The organism is Methylocaldum marinum (assembly GCF_003584645.1).
Taxonomy (GTDB): Bacteria; Pseudomonadota; Gammaproteobacteria; order Methylococcales; family Methylococcaceae; genus Methylocaldum; species Methylocaldum marinum.
This window is the reverse complement of record NZ_AP017928.1, coordinates 4,314,500-4,333,399: the sequence shown is the minus strand read 5'-3', so window position 1 is coordinate 4,333,399 and position 18,900 is coordinate 4,314,500. Positions and strand designations below refer to the sequence as shown.

Genomic DNA, 18,900 nt, shown 5'->3' with positions numbered 1-18,900 from the left:
AAATTTTTTTGACTAAACTTTAGGATACAAGAATCTGGGAGACAACACGTGAAATTGCGATCTGTACTCGGCCTACTTCCCGCACTGCTCACACCGAACACGGAAGCAAACGTCGAAGACAACGCCATATGGCTGTTGGTCGAGACCGCACCGCATGTATTGAAAGTCATAGAGGGTGATCACGAGCTGGAAGTGTTCGAAAAGATTGCGATAGGACGCAGAGGCGTCGGTCTTTTCAAAGAGCGCGGAGACTATAAGACGCCCCTGGGCGAATATCGTATCGGCTGGATTAACGAAAAGAGCCGATACCACAAGTTCTTCGGCTTCACCTACCCCAATCGCGAGAACGCGGAGCGAGCTTTCGCGACGGGCCTCATCGGACCGGATACCTATCGTACGATTCTGCGCACCAGCGTTGGCGCGACCGTTCCACCCCAAAACACGAGTCTCGGCGGACAAATCGGAATCCATGGTTTGGGGCGGGCGAGTCGCTTGGTTCATCAGTTTTTCGACTGGACTCAAGGATGTATAGCGATGACGAACGAACAGATCGATAGGCTCAGTGCCCGAATAAAAAAGGGCACCCTAGTGGTAATTCGGTAATTTGTGCCAAAATAACGCTGGAAAGAGTGTCCGTTCCGCAGCAAACTGGGAAATGTTACCCATTTGTTCTTCGGGACGGATGTTTTGGCCAAGTATTTCAGTCAATAAAAAAGGAAAGAGACGATGATGAAAGCAACCAAACTGGGCGTACTGCTGCTGTCTGCTGGTTTGACCGTAGGCTGTGCCAGCAAATCCGATCTCAACAACCTGCAGACTCAGGTTGACGGCTTGAAGGCAGAAGTTTCTTCTGTCAGGAGCACCTCCGAGGAAGCACTGTCTGCCGCTCAGGCAGCCGAATCCAAAGCCGCAAGCGCTGAATCCGCAGCTCGCAGAGCCGCCGCTTCTTCTGAAGAAGTGAACAGCAAATTGGATCGCATGTTCAGAAAATCGATGATGAAGTAATCTCGCGTCTCCCAAGACCGCGAACAGTTTAAGGAACCCCGGCCGATGCCCGTCGGCCGGGTTTTTTTTGTCGGACCGCGTTACACCGACCAAAGGAGATTTCGGCCCTAGACAATAACGAAACGGCCTACCGAAAAACACAGCAGAAATGGCGAGGAAAAACTCGGCGCTTAACCGGATGCTGAATTCGAGAAGGTTTCCTGCACCCAAGCGCTACGCCTTTCGCGATCGACAACTTCGGCGCGGGCACGGATGAGAAGCACCGTGAAATAGTAGAGTTGGAAAGCCGCTGCCATGAGCAGTAACGGCAGCAACATGCTGAAATGTATCGAGGGTTTGTCGAATTTGGTAACCGTAGGTCCCTGATGAAGGGTACTCCACCATTCCACGGAGTAGTGGATGATCGGAATATTGACCACCCCGACCAGTATCAAGACTCCGCCCGCTCTTGCGGCCGTGCGCTTATCTTCGATTGCGGAAACCAGGGCAATGTAGCCCAGGTAAAGGAAGAGCAGGATCAGCTCCGACGTGAGTCTCGCATCCCAGACCCACCAGGCGCCCCACATCGGCTTGCCCCAGAGTGACCCCGTCGCCAGCGCGAGAAACGTAAACGACGCACCCAAGGCCGCCGAACTGCTTGCCATCACGTCCGCCAGCTTGATATTCCATATCAAGTAAATGGCGCTGAGAACAGCCATGAACACGTAAATGAAAAGTGACATCCACGCACTGGGCACATGCACGAACATAATTCGATAGCTCTCTCCCTGTTGATAATCGGGCGGCGCAACGAATAAGCCCAGATATAAACCGGCCAGCAGCAATATCGTCGTTATCGCGCCAAGCCAAAAAACCAAGTACCCGGAAATCCGGTAAAAATGTTTCGGCGAGGCAAGTTTATGAAAGAATGTCCACATAAGGATCAACTCAAACTAATTCTCAAAGCGGCAGCAGTTGCCAGCGGCACCAGGGTCAACGCCAACACCAGCATGGCAGCCAAAAAATATAACTGGCCGGTGACCGGCATTCCCGCCGCAGCGGCGGAAACGGCGTTGGTAGCGAAAATCAGCACCGGAATGTACAGGGGCAGGACCAGGAGTGTCAGCAAAAGACCGCCCCGCCTGAGTCCGACCGTCAACGCCACTCCGATGGAACCGATCAGGCTCAAAAGAGGCGTACCGATCAGCAGAGTCAACACGAGCACCCCCATGGCCGACGCCGGCATGACGAGGAACAGACCCAGCAGCGGCGCCAGCAACAGCATCGGCAACCCGCTCACCAGCCAGTGCGCCGTGACTTTCGCCAGAACCAGCAACGATAGTGGATATGGGCTCAACGCCATCTGCTCCAGCGAACCGTCGTCAAAATCGGATCGGAACATATTTTCCAGCGAATACAATGCCGCCAGTAACGCCGCGATCCAGATGACTCCCGGTGCGATTTTCCTGAGCAACGCCTCTTCCGGACTGACGCCGAGCGGAAAAAGTGTCACGACGACCAAGAAGAACAGCAAAGGATTGGCAAGCTCTCCCCGATGCCGGAAGGCCAGCAATAAATCGCGCTTGAGCAGCGCCAGGAACGGGGCCATCATCCGTCTCACGCCAAAGCCAGTTTGACGAGCCCGCCGCCGATCCGCACCGTTTGATGCGAGGTGAGGACCACCAGGCCGCCATGATTCAAATGCGCTTCCAGCAGAGACTCCACCAAGCTGACTCCGTTGATGTCGAGGGCTGTAAATGGCTCATCGAGAATCCAAAGCTTCGCAGCCGACAAGATGAGTCGAGCCAGGGTAACACGCTGCCGCTGTCCCGCCGAAAGCGCTCGGGCCGGAACATCCTCTCGGCCGGTTAGTCCCACGGTTCGAAGAATTTCCGCAAGACTTTCGGGTGTAAAAGATACGCCATTGAGAGCGAGCGCAAGACGCAAATTTTCCTCCACGGACAGTTCCGCCTTCAAACCCAGTTGATGCCCCAAATAAGCCACTTCGGAGAGAAAGGCGGGGCGCCGCCGGGCGATATTTTCGCCGCGCCACAGAACTTCACCTTCGCTGGGGGGTGTCAGACCGGCCAGTATCCGCAGCAGACTCGTCTTGCCGCTGCCGTTCGGCCCTTCAATCTGAAGGACTTGCCCGGCTTTGACGCTGAAATTCAGGTCGCTGAACAAAAGGCTATCGGAGCGCACGCACTCCAATCCCCGCGCTTGAAGTGTGGGTGCTGAACCGTTCATCTATCCGTCGGGAATGTGTTTTGAGTGCTGGTTACGTTACATGGGGAACGAACGAAGTGGCACCGGAAATGCCTGATGATCGCATTGACCGCCGCGAGAAGCGGATCCGATATTGATGCTTTAGCGTTGAGCGGAGTCCGCAAGTACTTGCATCGTTCGATTATCCCTTGTCATTCTGCCACAAAGTGGATGCCAATTATCGCAGAATAAAAGAATATGCTGAATCGGTGCGATCATGCTGACGAGTAACGCCGAATCTTGGTGCAGTTGGAGACTCTCTTTCACCGCATGGGGTTTTCATGTGGTCACCGCGAGACCCACTCGAAAATACTGAGATAAGCACCTTGCGCGGATTGATAAACCACCTGCAACTGCTTGGGCGCACGCCCCACCGAGCCGACGAACGGCAACAGCCTCGCCATCAGCGTCTTTTCGCCCTCTTCCGAAGTAATACGCCAGGCACGAATTCCGCCCCCCGGAAGCGGATGGACCAGATAACTGCCGTTGCCCTTTTCCGCGGCCCAGCGTTTTACTGCCGAAATCCGGGCGTGGATGTCGGCCGCGGCCGGGAAGAACCTCGCCTCAAAGGGAAAGCTAACGCCACTCAAGGCTTCGATCTCCGAAAGCCTTGCCAGATCGTCCAAACAAATGGCCCAAAAAACCGGTCGATCTTTCGGCAAACGCTCCGAGATTTCCGCTAGCGCCTGGTCGGCATCCATCGCCAACCAGCGAGCCAACTGACGCAAAGGTTCCTCATTTTCGGCAAATCCGCCTGAAATTTCGTCCCAAAAAGCCCTCGGCCGCGGTTCGGGATAAGCTTCGGCAACCGGTTGCATAACCCAAGCGTCGCGCCCGGTCAAAAAATGAATCCGCTGAGCGTCATCCCACCACGATACGAACAGGGCATTTTCATCCGTGTGCTGGCGTATCGCTTTTGCCGCGTCTGCCCAAAGGTCATGCCGAAGCTGATGTCCATCCCCGATACCGGCCGGAGTCGACGAGTCCTTGTCGGAAACCGGCGGATAAACGATTGCACGCCGCGAAATGCCGCTTTTGTCACGATAACTGACGGCGTGCAGCGAGACCAGAACCTTGTCCGCCTGGGCGATCTGGTATTCCGCCAAACTTTCGGGCTGGAACTGACCTTCGAGCTCCGGGAATTCCGTATCGCCCGGCTTCATCTCCCCGATCTTCTCGAACCGCATTTCCTCGGAAAAGAAGCTCGGTAATCCGAAAAAGAGTACAACCAGCCCGGCGAGCAGCAGCCCAAGGCCAAGGAGCAACCTTGGCTTGCCGGCCCGCCGGGCTCCATCGTTAAGCCGCGTCATGCCGCTCCTAGCGCTTGCGCGAACGGATCACCACGATGCCGGCCGCAACCAGGAGCGAACCGAGAACGTAGCGACTGGCGACGGCATCCTTGAACTCGCGCAAGGCTGCACGAGTCGGCGATTCGCCGTTTTGCGCGGTTTTTCCGGCCGCTTCCCGAAGCTTGGTATTCTCGTCCATGATAATGGCGTAATCGCGCATGAGTTCGGACCACCCTTCGGTGTAGGTGAAACCGCCCGGATTGGCATGGAACAGCCCTTTGTAGAGCTTGATCACGTCATGTTCCCACATGTCCGCGTAAACGCGTTCAACGTGAGACGGGTTGTTTCCTTTGGCCCAGAACAGCTGGAAGAACCCGCCGGCCGCATCTTTCTCCGGTTTCGGTGGTTGCGGACGATTGGTTTTCTGTCCGGGCAGCAGGCCGTCATTATACAAAGCCTCGACGACTTTCTTGGCTTCCTGTTCGACCTTCAGACCGGCTATCGTCCCCTTGTCCGCCGCGGTGAGATAACTTTCGGCAAAGCTCGGGGAATGGCAGTTCGAACAGGTTTGCTGCCAGGCTTCCTTGCGGTCCTCGAACCAGGGGTGGCTCAGATTGTCCGCGATTGCCGGTGTCGGATTGAACGCCCAGCGCACCTTCCGTACCAGATTGTGGGAATACTCACCCTCGAACTCGAAGTGGCAGGTCTGACAGGTCGGCGCCGTATAGCCGCCCTTGGTGATGGCATCTTTCAGGGGAACCTCGAAATTCCATTTCTGCTTGCCTTGGGTCAGATAGACCGTGCCGTGCTTGGAGAGCAGATAGTTTTCCCATTCGTTGTGATCCACGCCGTTATGGCAAGTGGAACAGGCTTCCGGCTGGCGCGCTTCCGCCGCGGAGAATGTGTGCCGCGTATGACAGCCGTCGCATTTGTTCTGCTGGTAATGGCACATGTCGCAGCCTTGAGCAATCTCGCGCTCCGCCATGCCTGCCCAGATCGCCGTCTCCACGTTGGCTTTCCAGTCCATCGCGTGGGACGGATGGCCCTTGGACCACTGACCTTGCGGCCACTCCTGCTCCTTTTCGGACTCGGCCTCGGCAAACTCGGTCGTGTGGCAGGTTCCGCACTGAGCCCGATCCGGCATCACGAGATCTTTGTCGTGCTGAATGGATTTCGCTCCGACACTGCCGTGGCAATCGATACAGCCGACATCTTTAAGCTGCTCGCCTTCCTTGAGCAGTCCCTGCTTCGCCAGCTGCTGCTCGACTTCGGCAAGCTTCGCTTTTTTGTAGAATCGAGGGTCTTTGGCATTGGGCATATTGCGAATCTTGTCCAGATTCGCATGTGTGCTGTTCTGCCAGGCGTGGAATGCGCCGGGCGTTACCGACTGATGGCAGACCACGCATTGCTCGCGTGTCACCTCGCCGGTCACGGTCGTCGGGGGTTTGTAAAAATCCTTGGGATTCCAATATTTCTGAATCGGAATGGGCTCCCACAGGTCCCCGAATTTCCCTTTTCCGGGATGGTCTTGATAGTATTTGTCTTTTAATTGTTGAAAGCTGATGTCGTCCTGCTTCGCGTACGCTACCGACGGAAGCGCATGCACGAAAAGCAGGAAGAGCATGCTTTTTAGAATTTTGGTAAGCATTATCACTCCTCCGTTAGGACGCCGTAAATTACGCACGTCCACCATATAGTATCGATTCAGAACCAAGTCTCGTCAAACGTTTTATTGAGGCTCTTACGCATGATCCCTCCCGAAATCGCTAGACACGCTCAAGAACTGCTCGACTTTATCGATGCCAGTCCCAGCCCGTGGCATGCGGTCGTCACGATGGAAAAACGCTTGCACGAGAACGGCTTCACTCGCCTGGAGGAAAGCCAGGCCTGGCATCTGCAGCCGCAAGGAAAGCATTACGTCATCCGCGGAGGATCCTCGCTGATTGCCTTTGTCGTCGGTTCCAAGCCCCTCACCGAGGGCGGCTTTCGCATCGTCGGAGCCCATACGGACTCGCCGGGTCTGCGCCTCAAACCCACGGCGCCTCATCAGACGGAAACCATGATGCGGCTCGCCGTCGAGGTTTACGGCGGCCCTATCCTCGCAACCTTCAGCGACCGTGATCTGAGTCTCGCGGGCAGAATCTGCGTAACGAACGGATCGACGCTGCACAGCCGGCTGATTCAATTCGAACAGCCTTTGGTACGCTTGGCCAACCTTGCCATACACATGAACCGTTCCGTGAATGAGGACGGATTGAAGCTTAACAAGCAAAACGAGTTGCCCTTATTGTTCAGCGGTCTTGACGAGACCGAATTGCCGGACCAAAAATTTCTCGGCCTGGTCGCGGAAAAAGCCGAATGCGCGCCCGGCGATATCCTGAGCTGGGACTTAAACGTGTACGATACCCAAAAAGGCTGTTTCTGGGGACCCGAACTCGAATTCATTTCCGACAGCCAGCTCGACAATCTCAGCTCCTGCTACGCCGGGATGACTGCGCTCCTCGAGAGCGCATCTCCGGAAAGCACCTGCGTTGGCGCTTTTTTCGACCATGAGGAAATCGGCAGCGAAAGCAATCGGGGCGCAATGGGCAGCTTCATTTCCGACGTCCTGGAACGCGTCGCCTACGCAGGCGATGCCGATGCGCCCGGCTACAAACAAGCGCTGTCCCGCAGCTTCATGATCAGCACGGACGCCGCCCACGCCTATCATCCCAATTTCCCCAACGCCTACGAGCCGCTGCACCGAATCGCCGTCAACCGCGGACCCGCGATCAAGGTCAATGCAAACCAGCGTTATGCCACAGACAGCCTGACCGAGGCTAAGTTCATCGAACTCTGCCGGCAAGCGGACGTACCTTATCAGAAATACGCGCACCGGACCGATCTGGCCTGCGGCTCGACCATAGGCCCGATGACGGCCGCCCGGCTCGGCATCCCTACCGTCGATGTGGGTTGCCCGTTATGGGCGATGCACAGCATCCGGGAAAGCGCAGGCGTTCTCGATCAGGCGCATTTGCTAAGGGTATTGAAGAAGTTCTTCGCAGAACCCGCACAGATCCGGCACCATTCTGGTGACTGAGGTTCGGATCAAGTCCGAGTCCTATCTCCGCAAACCGTAAACGGTCCTGCGCGCACCGATTCACATGTGAAACGCCAATGCAGTATGGCGACGCTCCGCAGTGCGGGAGAGATGGATCGGTGCCGGAATCCGCCTCACAGGGCTTTCCGGTTCTGCAGGAAACCGCTAATGGCCGGCTTCCGAGCTTACCGCGGCCTCTAGGGCCGGATGCTCGGCCACCGGGCGGTCCAGGTAATATCCTTGCGCCAGGGTAACACCGAGACCTCGTATCATGTCCAGCGTCGCGGCATCCTCGACGTATTCGGCGACCGTGGTTTTCTTCAGTCCGCGTGCCACATCGACCATCGCCTTCACGAAAACCTGATTGTCCCGATTGTTGGGCAAGTCGCGGATGAACAATCCGTCGATCTTGAGCACTTCGACACCCAGGTATTTCAGATAGCCGAAGGTCGAAAAGCCGCTGCCGAAATCGTCCAGGCAAACCCGACAACCGGCCTGGTGTATGGCTTCGATAAAGCGTTGCGCATCCTGAATGTCGGACACCGCCGCCGTTTCGGTCAGCTCGATGATAAGCCGTACCGGATCGACACCGTACTGTTTCAATTGGCTGCGAATAAAGTGCGGCAGGGAGGGATCGTCGAACGTACGGCCTGAAATATTGACCGCCAACGGCGGAATCGACGGATGCCGCGCCAGGATCTCGATACCGCGCTTCAGCACCCACCGGTCGATTTCCGTAATTTGTCCGCTCTTCTCGGCGATCGAAATGAATTGCCCCGGCATAATGAGACACGCGGGATCGACCGGATTGCGCATGCGCACCAGGACCTCCAGGTGGCTCAACGTCCCGTCCGCGACGGAGTAAACCCCCTGATAATGAAGTTCGAACAAATCTCTTTGCAGCGCTTCCGCAATGCGCCGGTTCCACGACAGTCGCTGCATCATCGCTTCCGAACCGTCGCGTGTCGGATCATAAATCGCCCAGGTATTCTTGCCCTGCCCCTTGGCCTGGTACATCGCGGTGTCGGCGTGCGCGATCAGGTCCTCCGCATTTTCCCCGTGATCCGGAAAAACCGCCACACCCACGCTGCCCGTCACCCGCATGTTGGTGCTGCGGAACCGGAACGGGATCGCTGAAATCGCGTTCGCGATACGTCCCGGCAAAGCCTCGAGGTCGCTATTGGGTGTAACCGTACTCAAAATGGCAAACTCGTCGCCGCCCAGCCGGGCGAAGGTTTCTTCGTGGCGCACCAGCGTGGAGATTTCACCGGCGATGCGTACGAGCACGGTGTCGCCGGCCTTGTGGCCGAAGGTATCGTTGATGTACTTGAATTCGTCCAGATCGAAATAAATGAGACAGAATTTGCCGCCGGTACGCACCGACGTGGCGATCAGCCGCTCCAGCTGATCTTGAAAGCGGTGGCGGTTGAACAAGCCGGTCAAAGGATCGCGCTCGGCCAGATAAAGGAGCTGCTGGGCGGTTTGGCGTTCGTAGGTAATATCTTCATAAATCCACAGGCGGCCGATCATGCGCCCTGCGTCATCGGTCACCGGATATGAAATTTGGGTCAGAACCCGTCCGTCATAGAGATCGAGCTCGAATCGCTCGCTGATTTCGTGAGTGTCGAGTACACGCAAAACGTATTTGGATGCATGATCCGGCCGGGCGAAGCGGTGCGTCGAATGCTCCAGGACATCCCGGGTCGTTCGCCCGACCAACAGAAATTCTTCGTCTATCGCCCACATGCGAAGAAAGGCCGGATTGATGTACTCGACGAGACCAGCCCGGTCCTCGAACAAAATGCCGATGCTCATGGCCGACAACAACGCGCCCATCCGGCGTTGCTCCTGCTGCGCGAGCTTCGCCAGCTCGCGCTGCCGATTCTCGGACAGCCGCAATCGATCGAGAATCCTTCGCAACCGCTGTTCAGTATGCTTGCGGTGCGTGATGTCGAACCAAAGCACAAAAATTCCGGACACCCTTCCGTTTTCATCGGTTCGCGGCAAATACTGGATGTCCAACCACCGTTGAGCCCCTTTCGAGTTCTTCGCGAGCAGCTCGAAGCGGACCGTGTCGCCGGACAAGGCCGCGCGGGCATGAGACCTCACCTGTTCGTAAATCTCCGACTCCAGAAGCTCCCACATGGGTTTGCCGATGATTTCGCCACGCGATTTTTGGAACCATTCCTCGTAGCTCCGATTCACCAGGACATATCGCTGCTCGCAATCGATCAAGGATATCGAAACGGGTATCGAATCCACGACCAGCTGAATCAATTCCTTGGCGTGCTTCAGTTCTTCTTCGGCCCGTTTTCGCGCAGTGATGTCCTGAACGATACCGGTCCCGCCTATCGCTCGGCCGCTCGCGTCGAATTCCAGTTCGGCTTTCTCCCTGACCCATTTCACCTGTCCCGATATTGCGATGCGATGCTCGATGTCGTATGACTCTCCCCGTAAGGCAGCCTGCCAGGAACTTTCAACCACGCTCCGGTCTTCCGGGTGGACCAGTCGCCAAAAGTCTTCGATGGCAAGCGGCGCGGCCTCGGAAATGCCGAAGATTCGATAGGTTTCGGCAGACCAGCGGAGCGCGCTGTTCGGAACGTCCAAATGCCAGCTGCCGACATGGGCGACGGACTGCGCACGCTGCAAATCGGCCTCGCTTTCCCGCAGCCCCTGCTCGATGAGTTTTCTTTCTTCGATTTCCTTCTGAAGTTTACGGTTAGCCGCCTCCAGGGAAGCGGTACTTTCCCGCACCCGCTGAGCGAGACCGGCGTTGAGTTCCGCCGTCTCGGCGAGCGCGGACTCCACGTGTTTTTGCGCGGCGATGTTCAAGGATCGCGTCATGAATACCAACGCCAAAGCCAGCATAAATGCGCAAACCCCTCTGAGAACATGAACGGGAACCCCCGTAACGGCGGCAAACGAACTTGCGGTCGGAAGCCAGTCGGGAAACGCCTCATCGCCCTCGATCAACAAGCCGGCCACGACGGCATACGCGATCAGCGTCCCGGCCGCGACGCAAAGATAGGATTTGATCTCGGGAAAAACCGGCCATCCGCATACACGTCCGCGCCTTACGCTCAGAGACACCCCGCTGATCAGACTTCCGCTGAAACCGAAGAGAAGCTGCCCGCCCGCACTCACTCCGCGGACCACGTCATCGGCGATCCACGTCAAGCCAAGCACGCCTGCCAATAAGGGAAGATAAACCCAAGGGCCGAGCCATGACGGCCGCATCGGCCGCTGATTCTTATCCGAGGCGACACGGATCACGGCCAGGCGGCGACCGAATTCGAACAAGGCCAGGTAGGAAAACACCAGAATGGAAGCATTCAGCAAGCGCAGAGCCGCCCCGCCTTCCTTGTGGAGCAGCATCCAGACATCCAGCCATTCCTTGATGCCGTGAAAAGAACCGAATATTCCCAATAGCCAAAGTTCCGAGGCAAATGGAACCATCCGACCGCTTCGAGGCTGCAAAAACACGGCAACCGCTAAAATCAGATAGGAAAAGCCATAGAAAACAGAGAGATCTATGAATCGGAGCGCAGAAATATCAGCAAGCTCGGCCATCGCCTGGTTCTTTGTTATTGTCGGGTACCGGCGACATCATACGTAACTCCGGCGAGCAGAAGAAAGCAAAAGCTGCCGTTGCCGACAAAAAGACCTCAGACTTCGAGTTCGACGATTTCGCCGCTCAACTCTCCGTCCGCAAGCATCAGCCGTCCGATTGCCACCGGCAATTTGAACCGCTTTGGTCCCGCGCTGCCCGGATTCAGATAATAAACGCCTTCCTTCCCGCCGATCTTCGGCTGATGGGAATGCCCAGAAACCACGACATCAAACCCGCTAGCCGCCGGGTCAAGACCCAGCTCTTTCAGATTGTGCAAGAGATAGATCATCCGGCCGTCGATCCGAACCACTTCGTGCTCCGGAAGACACTCCGCCCAACTCCCCTTATCGACGTTCCCGCGGACAGCAACAACCGGCGCGATGCGCCGCAACGCATCGAGCACTTGCGGACGGCCGATGTCTCCGGCGTGGAGAATCAGTTCGCTACCTCTTAGCGCGGTTATGACCTCCGGCCGTACCAAGCCATGGGTATCCGAAATCACACCGATACGACGCATCAGAATTCCAACTGAAATTCACGGTTCTGAACTCGACCGATCATCGATAATCTATTCATTTTATCCGGGCGGGACGATCTCCGATTCCCCCTATGGTACACCCTCCCTTTAACTGCTACTTTGAATGGACGGAACGCACGTTGCGAAACAACGGCGGACCAAAGTTGACGGTTTAAGCAGATCTTCGTCAGGAGAAAATCATTATGAAAACAAGCTTGAGATACACCGCCGCCGCACTGGTACTTTGTTCGATCGGTTCGACCGGATTTGCCGAAGAACCGCAAAGCCAGCCCTCCACCGGCCAGCATCAAATGGGCGGGAACAAGGGCATGGGTGGTGGCGGCATGGGTGGTGGCGGCATGGGTGGTGGCGGCATGGGTGGTGGCGGCATGGGTGGTGGCGGCATGGGTGGTGGCGGCATGGGGGGCATGATGGGAAACATGTCCGACGAACAACGAGAGGAACACATTCGCCAAGCCCAGGATCACATGCTGAAAATGCACGAATTGATGAACCAGATCCTGGCCGCCAAAGACGATCAAGAGCGGGAGCGCCTGAAAGAAGAACAACGGAAACTCATGCGGGAACACCATAAGCAGCATCAAGAAATGATGCGGCACCGCATGCAACAGATGAGGCGGCACGGCGGTGGACAAATGCAGCATGGCGACGGGCAGATGCAGCACGGAACACCGGCTCAATAACGATCGACCGGGACGTCGATAAGGTCGTGTCCATCCCCCCGAATTTCGGAAAAGAGGCGAGCGGTTTACCAATGTCGGCCGCTCCGCCTCGAATCAATCGGCTTCGTCAAGCCGATAGCACATCACGTAGTCATCGTAATAGTAGCCGTCGCCGCACTCGGTCACTTCGGCGCGTACGATGACGAAGCCGGCACGAAGATAGGCCCGGACCGCCGTATTGTTTTTCCGGAACACATAAAGATAAATCTCCCGGGCGCCCAAACGCGCCGCGACGGCCTTGACGTGCGCCAGCGCCAACGCGCCGTATCCACGTCCGTGGTATTGCGGTAAGAGATAAAGCTTGTTGAGGCGCATGCGCGCCTGCTCGGGCTGGTGGTGATAAGCCAGGAATCCTACCATTTCGCCCTGCCGCAGGATTCGTTCGTAAACGATTCCGCACTCCATTTCGTTGCGTATCGCTTCCGGCCGATACATGCGATTCCAAAAATAGTCGATCTCGTCCTGATTCAGCACATCCGGCAAATAATGGCGCCGCCAAATCTCCAGTGCCATGCCGGCGATGGTCTCGGCATCCTGAAGACCGGCCGGGGCGATGCTCAACATGCTTGGCTCGTCCCCGGTCCTTCCGGTCGGAGCTTTAGGTGACTGCCGCAACCCGCCCGGCAGTCGCTCGCTCCTAAACGGGCGACGACGATGCGCCCCTCGGTCATTCGATTGACCTCGCATTCGGACACGTCGAACCTCAACACCTGCTCGATTTCCACTCCGGGCGCGACCAATAGATCATCGATATGATAAGTCGAATACGCCATGGCCGATCATGCCGGATTATCGCTCGGAATGAAAAAACACTCGGCATCGAAAGCGTTCCGCACCCGTTCCATCAGCGCCTGTATTCCCAGGCATTCGGTGGCATTATGGCCACCCGCATACATGTGGATCCCCGCCTCCTGCGCCTCATGCCAGTCGTGCTCGCTCATCTCGCCCGTGATATAGGCGTCCAGCCCTTCGAGCAAAGCCAGCGGCCAGTCGCGGTTCGCACCGCCCGTAATGATTCCGGCCGACCGGACGGTCACACTCTGATTGGGCGTCGCGAACAGCACCGGATGATCGAGCACCTCGCTCAATCGGTCTCGCAGTGCGACGGCACTCAGCGGCTCGAGGAAAACGCCCTTGATGCCGGTCGGGCAACCCTGATAATCGCCGAACGGTTGCTGTCCGGCCAAACCTACGGCTCGACCGAGGGCGGCGGCGTTGCCCACGTCCGGATGGGCATCCAGCGGAAGATGATAGGCAAACAGATTGATACGGTTGCGCACTAACGGGAATACGCGCCGCGCAAATGGGCCGACCAGGGTTCGCGGGCCATGGAATTTCCAGAATAAGCCGTGGTGCACAATCAGCGCTTGAGCGTTCCGCTCGACCGCCGCCGACACCGAATGTGCCGTAGCGGAAACCGCAAAGCCAATTCGTACGATCCGTTCGCTCCCTTCGATTTGCAGGCCGTTCGGGCCATAATCCGCGAAGCCCTGCGGATTCAAAAGCTCCTTCAAGAATGCGTCCAAATCGTCTCGCGCCAGCATTTTCGCTTCCCCCGTCTTTGACGGATCCTCCAGGTTTCCGTATGTTCATACCGCGGCCGCCGACGGCGTCCGAAATCGCCATAATAGCCCTCTTTGTCCGCTCCGGGACAAACAAACCAGCGTCCGCGCGAATTCGAAGCGCCTTTCTAAGGCTATGGACGTGAGGCCGGAAGATCGCTAGATTGCACAGCTCTCCTTGGCAGAAAAGTAACAGCATGATGACTCGAAGAGATTTCTTGGCGCGCTTGCTGACCTTGGCGGCATGGGGGATGCTCGGCCCGGCAGCGTTCTACGCGCCTCCGTCTGAAGCCAAAGGCAAACTGGGCTCCAAGCCCTTCAGCAAGGCATGGCTCATCGGGGAGGCCAAACGGCTTTCCCAGAAAGCCTTTAATCCTCCAAAACAAAAATTGCCGGGATGGATCAACGATCTCGACTGGGATGAGTACCAGTCGATCCGCTTCAAAACCAAGCGCTCGCTCTGGAAAAAGCAGGATCTGCCGTTCCAGGCGAGATTTTTTCACCTCGGCTTGTTCTTCAGGCACCCGGTCCAAATCCATGAGGTCATCCATGGCGTGGCCGAACCTATCGAATATTCGCCTCGTCTGTTCCAGTTCGGCTCGACCCTCAAGGTGCCGCAAAAATCCCGTGACATCGGCTTTGCCGGGTTCCGCGTCCATGCGGAACCGGACTTCGAACGCGATATGTTCGCTTTTCTCGGGGCAAGCTATTTCCGTGCCGTCGGCGCGACCAAACAATACGGGCTTTCGGCACGCGGACTGGCCATCGACACCGGGCTTCCACGCCCCGAGGAATTTCCGGAATTCCGTGGCTTCTGGCTGGAACGGCCGTCACCCAAAGCCGAGTTCGTGACCATTCACGCACTGCTCGACAGTCCAAGCATCTGCGGCGCGTATACCTTCGAAGTCAATCCCGGGGATACCACGGTGATGGACATCGAAGCCCACCTCTTCCCGCGTAAAGCGATCGAACGCATCGGAGTGGCGCCGCTGACATCGATGTATCAGCACGGCGAGAACGACCGCCGGGTATCCGACGACTTCCGCCCGGAAATCCACGACAGCGACGGTTTGGCCATATGGACCGGACCCGGTGAATGGATATGGCGCCCCTTGGTCAACAGTCCCGTGGTGCGCGTCAATTCGTTCTTGGACGACAACCCCAGAGGATTCGGTCTTTTACAGCGCGATCGCAACTTCGACCATTATTTGGACGACGGCGCCAACTATCACTTGCGCCCGTCCGCCTGGGTGGAACCGGGCGACGGATGGGGCCGCGGCGCCGTGCAACTGGTCGAGATCCCGACGCAGGACGAAACCTTTGACAACATCGTCGTTTTTTGGAGCCCCGAACAGCCGTTTCTACCGGGCCAGGAGCGCATATTCAAATACCGACTGCACTGGGGCGAGCCGCCGGTCGGATCCAGTGCGGCCCGGGTGATTTCGACCCGGATCGGTGCCGGCGGCATTCCGGGGCAAAAGAATCGGATCCCGTCCCGCAAATTCGTCATCGATTTTCAGGGCGGACGTTTAAACGACTTGTTGGAAACCACCGCAGTCGAACCGGTCATCGAGGCCTCCCGTGGGGAAATCAAAGCTTGGGCGGCGCGTCCGTTATTGGGGACCAGAGCCTGGCGCTGCAACTTCGATTTGATCAGCGAAGGCAGTGAACCCATCGATTTGCGTTGCTATCTTCACGACAAACTGGGGGCACTGACCGAAACCTGGCTTTATCAATGGACGCCCCCGGCATAGCGACTTCGATGCGCTGCCCGAACGCTGCCCATGTCGTACCCCGACTCGGGACCGCTCGGGCACCTTCGCCATGTTGCAGAAAATTCCCGGCGTTTGATATGCCGGAATCGGATTCGATCATTATTATTAGTAGAAGTACCTATGGCTTTTCGAGCCGCCCCTCCCATACTACGCGTAGTGGTACACAGCTGCCGAAGATAAGGCGCTTTCCGCACGTTCTTTTAGGGATAATCGATCATAGGGATGAAAGGACTACCATTGCCCGTACTAGGCTGGGTTACGGAGGGGCTGGGCGTTATCGCACTTACCGTGCTGTCGCTTGCGACACACGGCATCGAAGGGTTCGCGCGTCTTGTCGACGGAACGGCTTTCGACGATGTTGCGCTCCTGGGCTTCGTAGGCCCGCTCTCGCTCATCCTGTTACTCGTCGCTCTCGGCAAACGCTGCGCCAAGGCCGCACCGCCCCCTCGTCACGCCCGCGACTGTCTCGGCACGATTCTGGAGTTTTCCCCGGCTGCCGTTTGTGTGACGGATTCGGTGGACGGCCGTTGCGTGTACGCCAACCGCGCGGCGTGCGACTTGCTGGGCTACCCCTCGGAAGAGTACGGCAAGATCGATGTGGACCGGGTGATGGCAGAAGTCTGCTCCGCCCGGCACTTGCGTCTGGAAGCGCTGGCATCCGGCAATGTCGCACGCCGCGCGTTGCAGGTAAGGCGCGGAGACGGTCGTTTTCTGACGGCCGATGTCAGTGTCCGGATGCTCGACGGCCGGAAGTTCGTCTGGTCCTTTACCGATATCACGGAACAGAAAAACACCGAGCAAAAACTTCAGAATGAAATTCGGTTCACCGATGAGCTGATAAGACGTTTGCCCGGGCTCTTCTATCTTGCGGACAAGGACGGACATTTTCTGCGCTGGAACGCCAACTTCGAGGAAATCTCGGGTTATTCGGCGGGCGAACTGAAACGTGCGCATCCCCTGGATTTCATTTCCGAGGACGACAGGCATGCTTTCGTCGGCGACAACGTCATCGATATGTTCACGTCCGGACGATTCCAGGCCGACTCCTACCTCCTGACCAAGGACCAGCAACGAATCCCGTTTTTTTTCACCAGCACCGAAGCCAAATTGGGACAGAATGACTGCCTTCTCGGAGTCGGTGTCGATATCACCTCACGCAAAACCGCCGAGGAACAGATTTATTACCTGGCGCACTACGACGCCCTGACCAATCTTCCGAACCGGATCCTGTTCAACGATCGCATCAGCCGTACCCTGTCTTTCGCCAGCCGGTACGGACAGCAATTTGCAGTCTTGTTCGTCGATTTGGATTCTTTCAAGGAAATCAACGATACGCACGGGCATAATGTGGGAGACATTGCCCTGCAGCAAGCCGCTCAGCGCATTTCCCAGTCGCTGCGCGAAAGCGATACGGTAGCACGCATCGGCGGAGATGAGTTTCTGGTGCTGCTTCCGGGAATTTCCGGAACCGAGGAAGCCTGTATCGTGGCCGAAAAGATCCTCAGAGCGGTCGCCCGTCCGATCGAGGTGAACGGCTCCGAAATCGTCGTCTGCTCCAGCATAGGCATTGCAATCTACCCTCTTCACGGCCGCGATTACCATAGCCTGGTCAAAGCCGCCGACGAGGCCATGTATCACGCAAAACGAACCGGAAAGAACCGCTTTCATCTGAAGCAGGACAGCTCGCCGCTCGACGATTCGGCAAAGAGGCTTTACCAACGGTACTAGGGACCGCCTTCAGCAGCGGACCTCGCCGCCCCTGCAAGGGTCGATCTCCCGTCTCCAACGGGTGATCCCGGTTTTCGGAGCCTCCCGCAAAACACCATACCTTGCCGGCGGCACGTAGGCCCTTCCGAGTCATCCTTTTGCAGTACAGGGACGGTTTTCTCAAGACGACTACACTTCTACATGGCCGCTCCATCGCAGGACGTGTGCTCGCTACGCGGTGAACCGTTTCGAGAAACCGCCCGTGCATAACTAACCGGCCCGCAAAAGCTCAGCTGAAGCCGGACAGGCCGGCTGTGCAATCGAGTATGGCGCGGCTCGATCCTACGCTGAATTTCGCACCAGCCGAATCCAGAGGGCGTTTCCAGCCGATTCAGGCGGACAGGTCCCGCTTCTAGAAAAACGCAGCAACACCAAGAACAATAGGTTAAACCGATGACTGCCCAAGCACTCGTAAAAGAAGTGAAGACGCTCTTATCCCTGCCCGAGGTGAGTCTGAGACTGACTCAACTCTTGGAATCTCCCGATTCGACCAATAGCGCGATCGGCGAAGTCATCGTCAACGATCCGGCCTTGACCGCCAGGTTGTTGAAACTGGCGAACAGCACCTTTATCGGCGTACCGCGTAAAATTGAGACGGTTTCGCAGGCGATCTCCCTGCTCGGCCGCAACGCCGTGCGGGATTTGATTCTGGCGACGTCGGTGGCGAATACGTTCAGGGGAATTCCGCCGCAATGGGTGGACATGGAGCGATTTTGGCTCAATAGCATCGCCTGTGGTGTCATCGCACGCTCCCTGGCGTTCCGCTGCAAGATGTTCGAAAACGAACCTCTGTTCGTGGCCGGATTGCTGCACAAAGTAGGCCGACTCGTGTTCTACTCCTGCCGTCCGGAGCAGTACCGGCTGGTTCTGGAACTCAGCGGACGCAACCAAGATGCGATCAACGCCGCGGAGTATCGGGTATTCGGTTTCACTCACGCGGAACTCGGCGCGGCTCTGTTGCAAAACTGGAAACTCCCCGAGCGCCTGCAGTTGGCGGTAGCGCATCAGCTGGCCCCCAACCAAGCTCCGCCGGCCCATCGAAAGAATGCCGCCCTCATTCATGTGGCCAGCACTCTTGCCACCTATATCGAGCCTAGTGTCAATCCGGACGAAGTGATGAGCGCAGAGGACCCCGGAGTCGACAAGGGCGCCTGGCAGCTGCTCGGACTCTCCCTGGAATCAGTTCCCGGAATCATTCAGGAGGCCTGGATCCAGACTTTCGATATCTTCGAAACCATCAAACCGAGTTTCGCTGTCATATCCTGATCCACAGCGGAGTCCCGGCTATTTGGAGGCGCTCCCGGTGCGG

The 18,900-nt window shown here is 57.2% G+C and carries 17 protein-coding genes; 7 read left to right on the top strand and 10 right to left on the bottom strand.

What is annotated here, in order from left to right; translation table 11 throughout:
• Positions 1-48 precede the first annotated feature (48 nt).
• Complete coding sequence (locus sS8_RS19365; RefSeq protein WP_232020366.1) at positions 49-603, top strand: L,D-transpeptidase family protein; 555 nt, start codon at positions 49-51, stop codon at positions 601-603.
• A 123-nt stretch (positions 604-726) separates the two neighbouring features.
• The gene (locus tag sS8_RS19360) at positions 727-1,005 is read left to right on the top strand and encodes an Lpp/OprI family alanine-zipper lipoprotein (protein ID WP_119631199.1); all 279 of its coding nucleotides are present in this window, start codon (positions 727-729) and stop codon (positions 1,003-1,005) included.
• A 170-nt stretch (positions 1,006-1,175) separates the two neighbouring features.
• Here the strand turns inward: sS8_RS19360 and sS8_RS19355 are convergent, their stop codons facing one another.
• The 5 genes from sS8_RS19355 to sS8_RS19335 form a co-directional block, all read right to left on the bottom strand.
• Positions 1,176-1,922, bottom strand: coding sequence for a heme ABC transporter permease (locus sS8_RS19355; protein WP_119631198.1), 747 nt, complete (start codon positions 1,920-1,922; stop codon positions 1,176-1,178).
• Positions 1,923-1,927: 5 nt separating this feature from the next.
• On the bottom strand, positions 1,928-2,596 hold the full coding sequence (gene ccmB / locus sS8_RS19350; protein ID WP_119631197.1) for a heme exporter protein CcmB: 669 nt from the start codon (positions 2,594-2,596) through the stop codon (positions 1,928-1,930).
• A 5-nt stretch (positions 2,597-2,601) separates the two neighbouring features.
• Complete coding sequence (gene ccmA, locus sS8_RS19345; protein ID WP_119631196.1) at positions 2,602-3,231, bottom strand: cytochrome c biogenesis heme-transporting ATPase CcmA; 630 nt, start codon at positions 3,229-3,231, stop codon at positions 2,602-2,604.
• Positions 3,232-3,536: 305 nt separating this feature from the next.
• On the bottom strand, positions 3,537-4,559 hold the full coding sequence (gene haoB / locus sS8_RS19340; protein WP_119631195.1) for a hydroxylamine oxidation protein HaoB: 1,023 nt from the start codon (positions 4,557-4,559) through the stop codon (positions 3,537-3,539).
• A 7-nt stretch (positions 4,560-4,566) separates the two neighbouring features.
• Positions 4,567-6,186 carry a multiheme c-type cytochrome gene (locus tag sS8_RS19335; protein ID WP_119631194.1) on the bottom strand — a complete coding sequence of 540 codons (1,620 nt, stop codon included), beginning with the start codon at positions 6,184-6,186 and terminating at the stop codon, positions 4,567-4,569.
• A 99-nt stretch (positions 6,187-6,285) separates the two neighbouring features.
• Between sS8_RS19335 and sS8_RS19330 the strand changes: the two genes are divergently transcribed.
• Entirely contained in the window at positions 6,286-7,617 is a 1,332-nt protein-coding gene (locus sS8_RS19330; protein ID WP_119631193.1) for a M18 family aminopeptidase, read from the top strand.
• 165 nt (positions 7,618-7,782) lie between these two features.
• Here the strand turns inward: sS8_RS19330 and sS8_RS19325 are convergent, their stop codons facing one another.
• Together sS8_RS19325 and sS8_RS19320 are read right to left on the bottom strand one after the other, a co-directional pair.
• The gene (locus sS8_RS19325) at positions 7,783-11,073 is read right to left on the bottom strand and encodes a sensor domain-containing protein (protein ID WP_170161173.1); all 3,291 of its coding nucleotides are present in this window, start codon (positions 11,071-11,073) and stop codon (positions 7,783-7,785) included.
• 209 nt (positions 11,074-11,282) lie between these two features.
• The gene (locus sS8_RS19320; RefSeq protein ID WP_119631191.1) at positions 11,283-11,744 is read right to left on the bottom strand and encodes a metallophosphoesterase family protein; all 462 of its coding nucleotides are present in this window, start codon (positions 11,742-11,744) and stop codon (positions 11,283-11,285) included.
• Positions 11,745-11,947: 203 nt separating this feature from the next.
• Between sS8_RS19320 and sS8_RS28275 the strand changes: the two genes are divergently transcribed.
• Positions 11,948-12,448, top strand: a complete 501-nt coding sequence (locus sS8_RS28275) for a hypothetical protein (protein ID WP_170161172.1) — start codon at positions 11,948-11,950, stop codon at positions 12,446-12,448.
• Positions 12,449-12,541: 93 nt separating this feature from the next.
• Here sS8_RS28275 and sS8_RS19305 read toward each other — a convergent pair whose 3' ends face one another.
• The 3 genes from sS8_RS19305 to sS8_RS19295 are packed head-to-tail and all read right to left on the bottom strand — an operon-like array spanning position 12,542 to position 14,031.
• Positions 12,542-13,051: a GNAT family N-acetyltransferase gene (locus tag sS8_RS19305; protein ID WP_170161171.1), complete on the bottom strand. Its 510-nt coding sequence runs from the start codon at positions 13,049-13,051 to the stop codon at positions 12,542-12,544.
• The gene (locus sS8_RS19300; RefSeq protein ID WP_119631188.1) at positions 13,045-13,260 is read right to left on the bottom strand and encodes a DUF123 domain-containing protein; all 216 of its coding nucleotides are present in this window, start codon (positions 13,258-13,260) and stop codon (positions 13,045-13,047) included. Before sS8_RS19300 ends, sS8_RS19305 begins: the two co-directional genes overlap by 7 nt.
• Positions 13,261-13,266: 6 nt before the next feature.
• Positions 13,267-14,031 (bottom strand): Nif3-like dinuclear metal center hexameric protein, encoded by a 765-nt coding sequence (locus tag sS8_RS19295; RefSeq protein WP_119631187.1) that lies wholly within the window; start codon positions 14,029-14,031, stop codon positions 13,267-13,269.
• A gap of 215 nt (positions 14,032-14,246) precedes the next feature.
• Here sS8_RS19295 and sS8_RS19290 point away from each other — a divergent pair, with 215 nt between their 5' ends.
• From sS8_RS19290 to sS8_RS19280, 3 genes are all read left to right on the top strand, one after another.
• Positions 14,247-15,803: a glucan biosynthesis protein gene (locus tag sS8_RS19290; RefSeq protein ID WP_119631186.1), complete on the top strand. Its 1,557-nt coding sequence runs from the start codon at positions 14,247-14,249 to the stop codon at positions 15,801-15,803.
• A 258-nt stretch (positions 15,804-16,061) separates the two neighbouring features.
• Entirely contained in the window at positions 16,062-17,552 is a 1,491-nt protein-coding gene (locus tag sS8_RS19285; protein ID WP_170161170.1) for a sensor domain-containing protein, read from the top strand.
• A 432-nt stretch (positions 17,553-17,984) separates the two neighbouring features.
• Entirely contained in the window at positions 17,985-18,857 is an 873-nt protein-coding gene (locus sS8_RS19280; RefSeq protein ID WP_119631184.1) for an HDOD domain-containing protein, read from the top strand.
• The last annotated feature ends 43 nt before the right edge of the window (positions 18,858-18,900 follow it).

Coding starts and splice junctions, on each gene's coding strand:
- sS8_RS19360 (WP_119631199.1), top strand. CDS start 727: ATGATGAAAGCAACCAAACTGGGCGTACTGCTGCTGTCTGCTGGTTTG.
- sS8_RS19355 (WP_119631198.1), bottom strand. CDS start 1,922: ATGTGGACATTCTTTCATAAACTTGCCTCGCCGAAACATTTTTACCGG.
- ccmB (WP_119631197.1), bottom strand. CDS start 2,596: ATGATGGCCCCGTTCCTGGCGCTGCTCAAGCGCGATTTATTGCTGGCC.
- ccmA (WP_119631196.1), bottom strand. CDS start 3,231: ATGAACGGTTCAGCACCCACACTTCAAGCGCGGGGATTGGAGTGCGTG.
- haoB (WP_119631195.1), bottom strand. CDS start 4,559: ATGACGCGGCTTAACGATGGAGCCCGGCGGGCCGGCAAGCCAAGGTTG.
- sS8_RS19335 (WP_119631194.1), bottom strand. CDS start 6,186: ATGCTTACCAAAATTCTAAAAAGCATGCTCTTCCTGCTTTTCGTGCAT.
- sS8_RS19330 (WP_119631193.1), top strand. CDS start 6,286: ATGATCCCTCCCGAAATCGCTAGACACGCTCAAGAACTGCTCGACTTT.
- sS8_RS19325 (WP_170161173.1), bottom strand. CDS start 11,073: ATGGTTCCATTTGCCTCGGAACTTTGGCTATTGGGAATATTCGGTTCT.
- sS8_RS19320 (WP_119631191.1), bottom strand. CDS start 11,744: ATGCGTCGTATCGGTGTGATTTCGGATACCCATGGCTTGGTACGGCCG.
- sS8_RS28275 (WP_170161172.1), top strand. CDS start 11,948: ATGAAAACAAGCTTGAGATACACCGCCGCCGCACTGGTACTTTGTTCG.
- sS8_RS19305 (WP_170161171.1), bottom strand. CDS start 13,051: ATGTTGAGCATCGCCCCGGCCGGTCTTCAGGATGCCGAGACCATCGCC.
- sS8_RS19300 (WP_119631188.1), bottom strand. CDS start 13,260: ATGGCGTATTCGACTTATCATATCGATGATCTATTGGTCGCGCCCGGA.
- sS8_RS19295 (WP_119631187.1), bottom strand. CDS start 14,031: ATGCTGGCGCGAGACGATTTGGACGCATTCTTGAAGGAGCTTTTGAAT.
- sS8_RS19290 (WP_119631186.1), top strand. CDS start 14,247: ATGATGACTCGAAGAGATTTCTTGGCGCGCTTGCTGACCTTGGCGGCA.
- sS8_RS19280 (WP_119631184.1), top strand. CDS start 17,985: ATGACTGCCCAAGCACTCGTAAAAGAAGTGAAGACGCTCTTATCCCTG.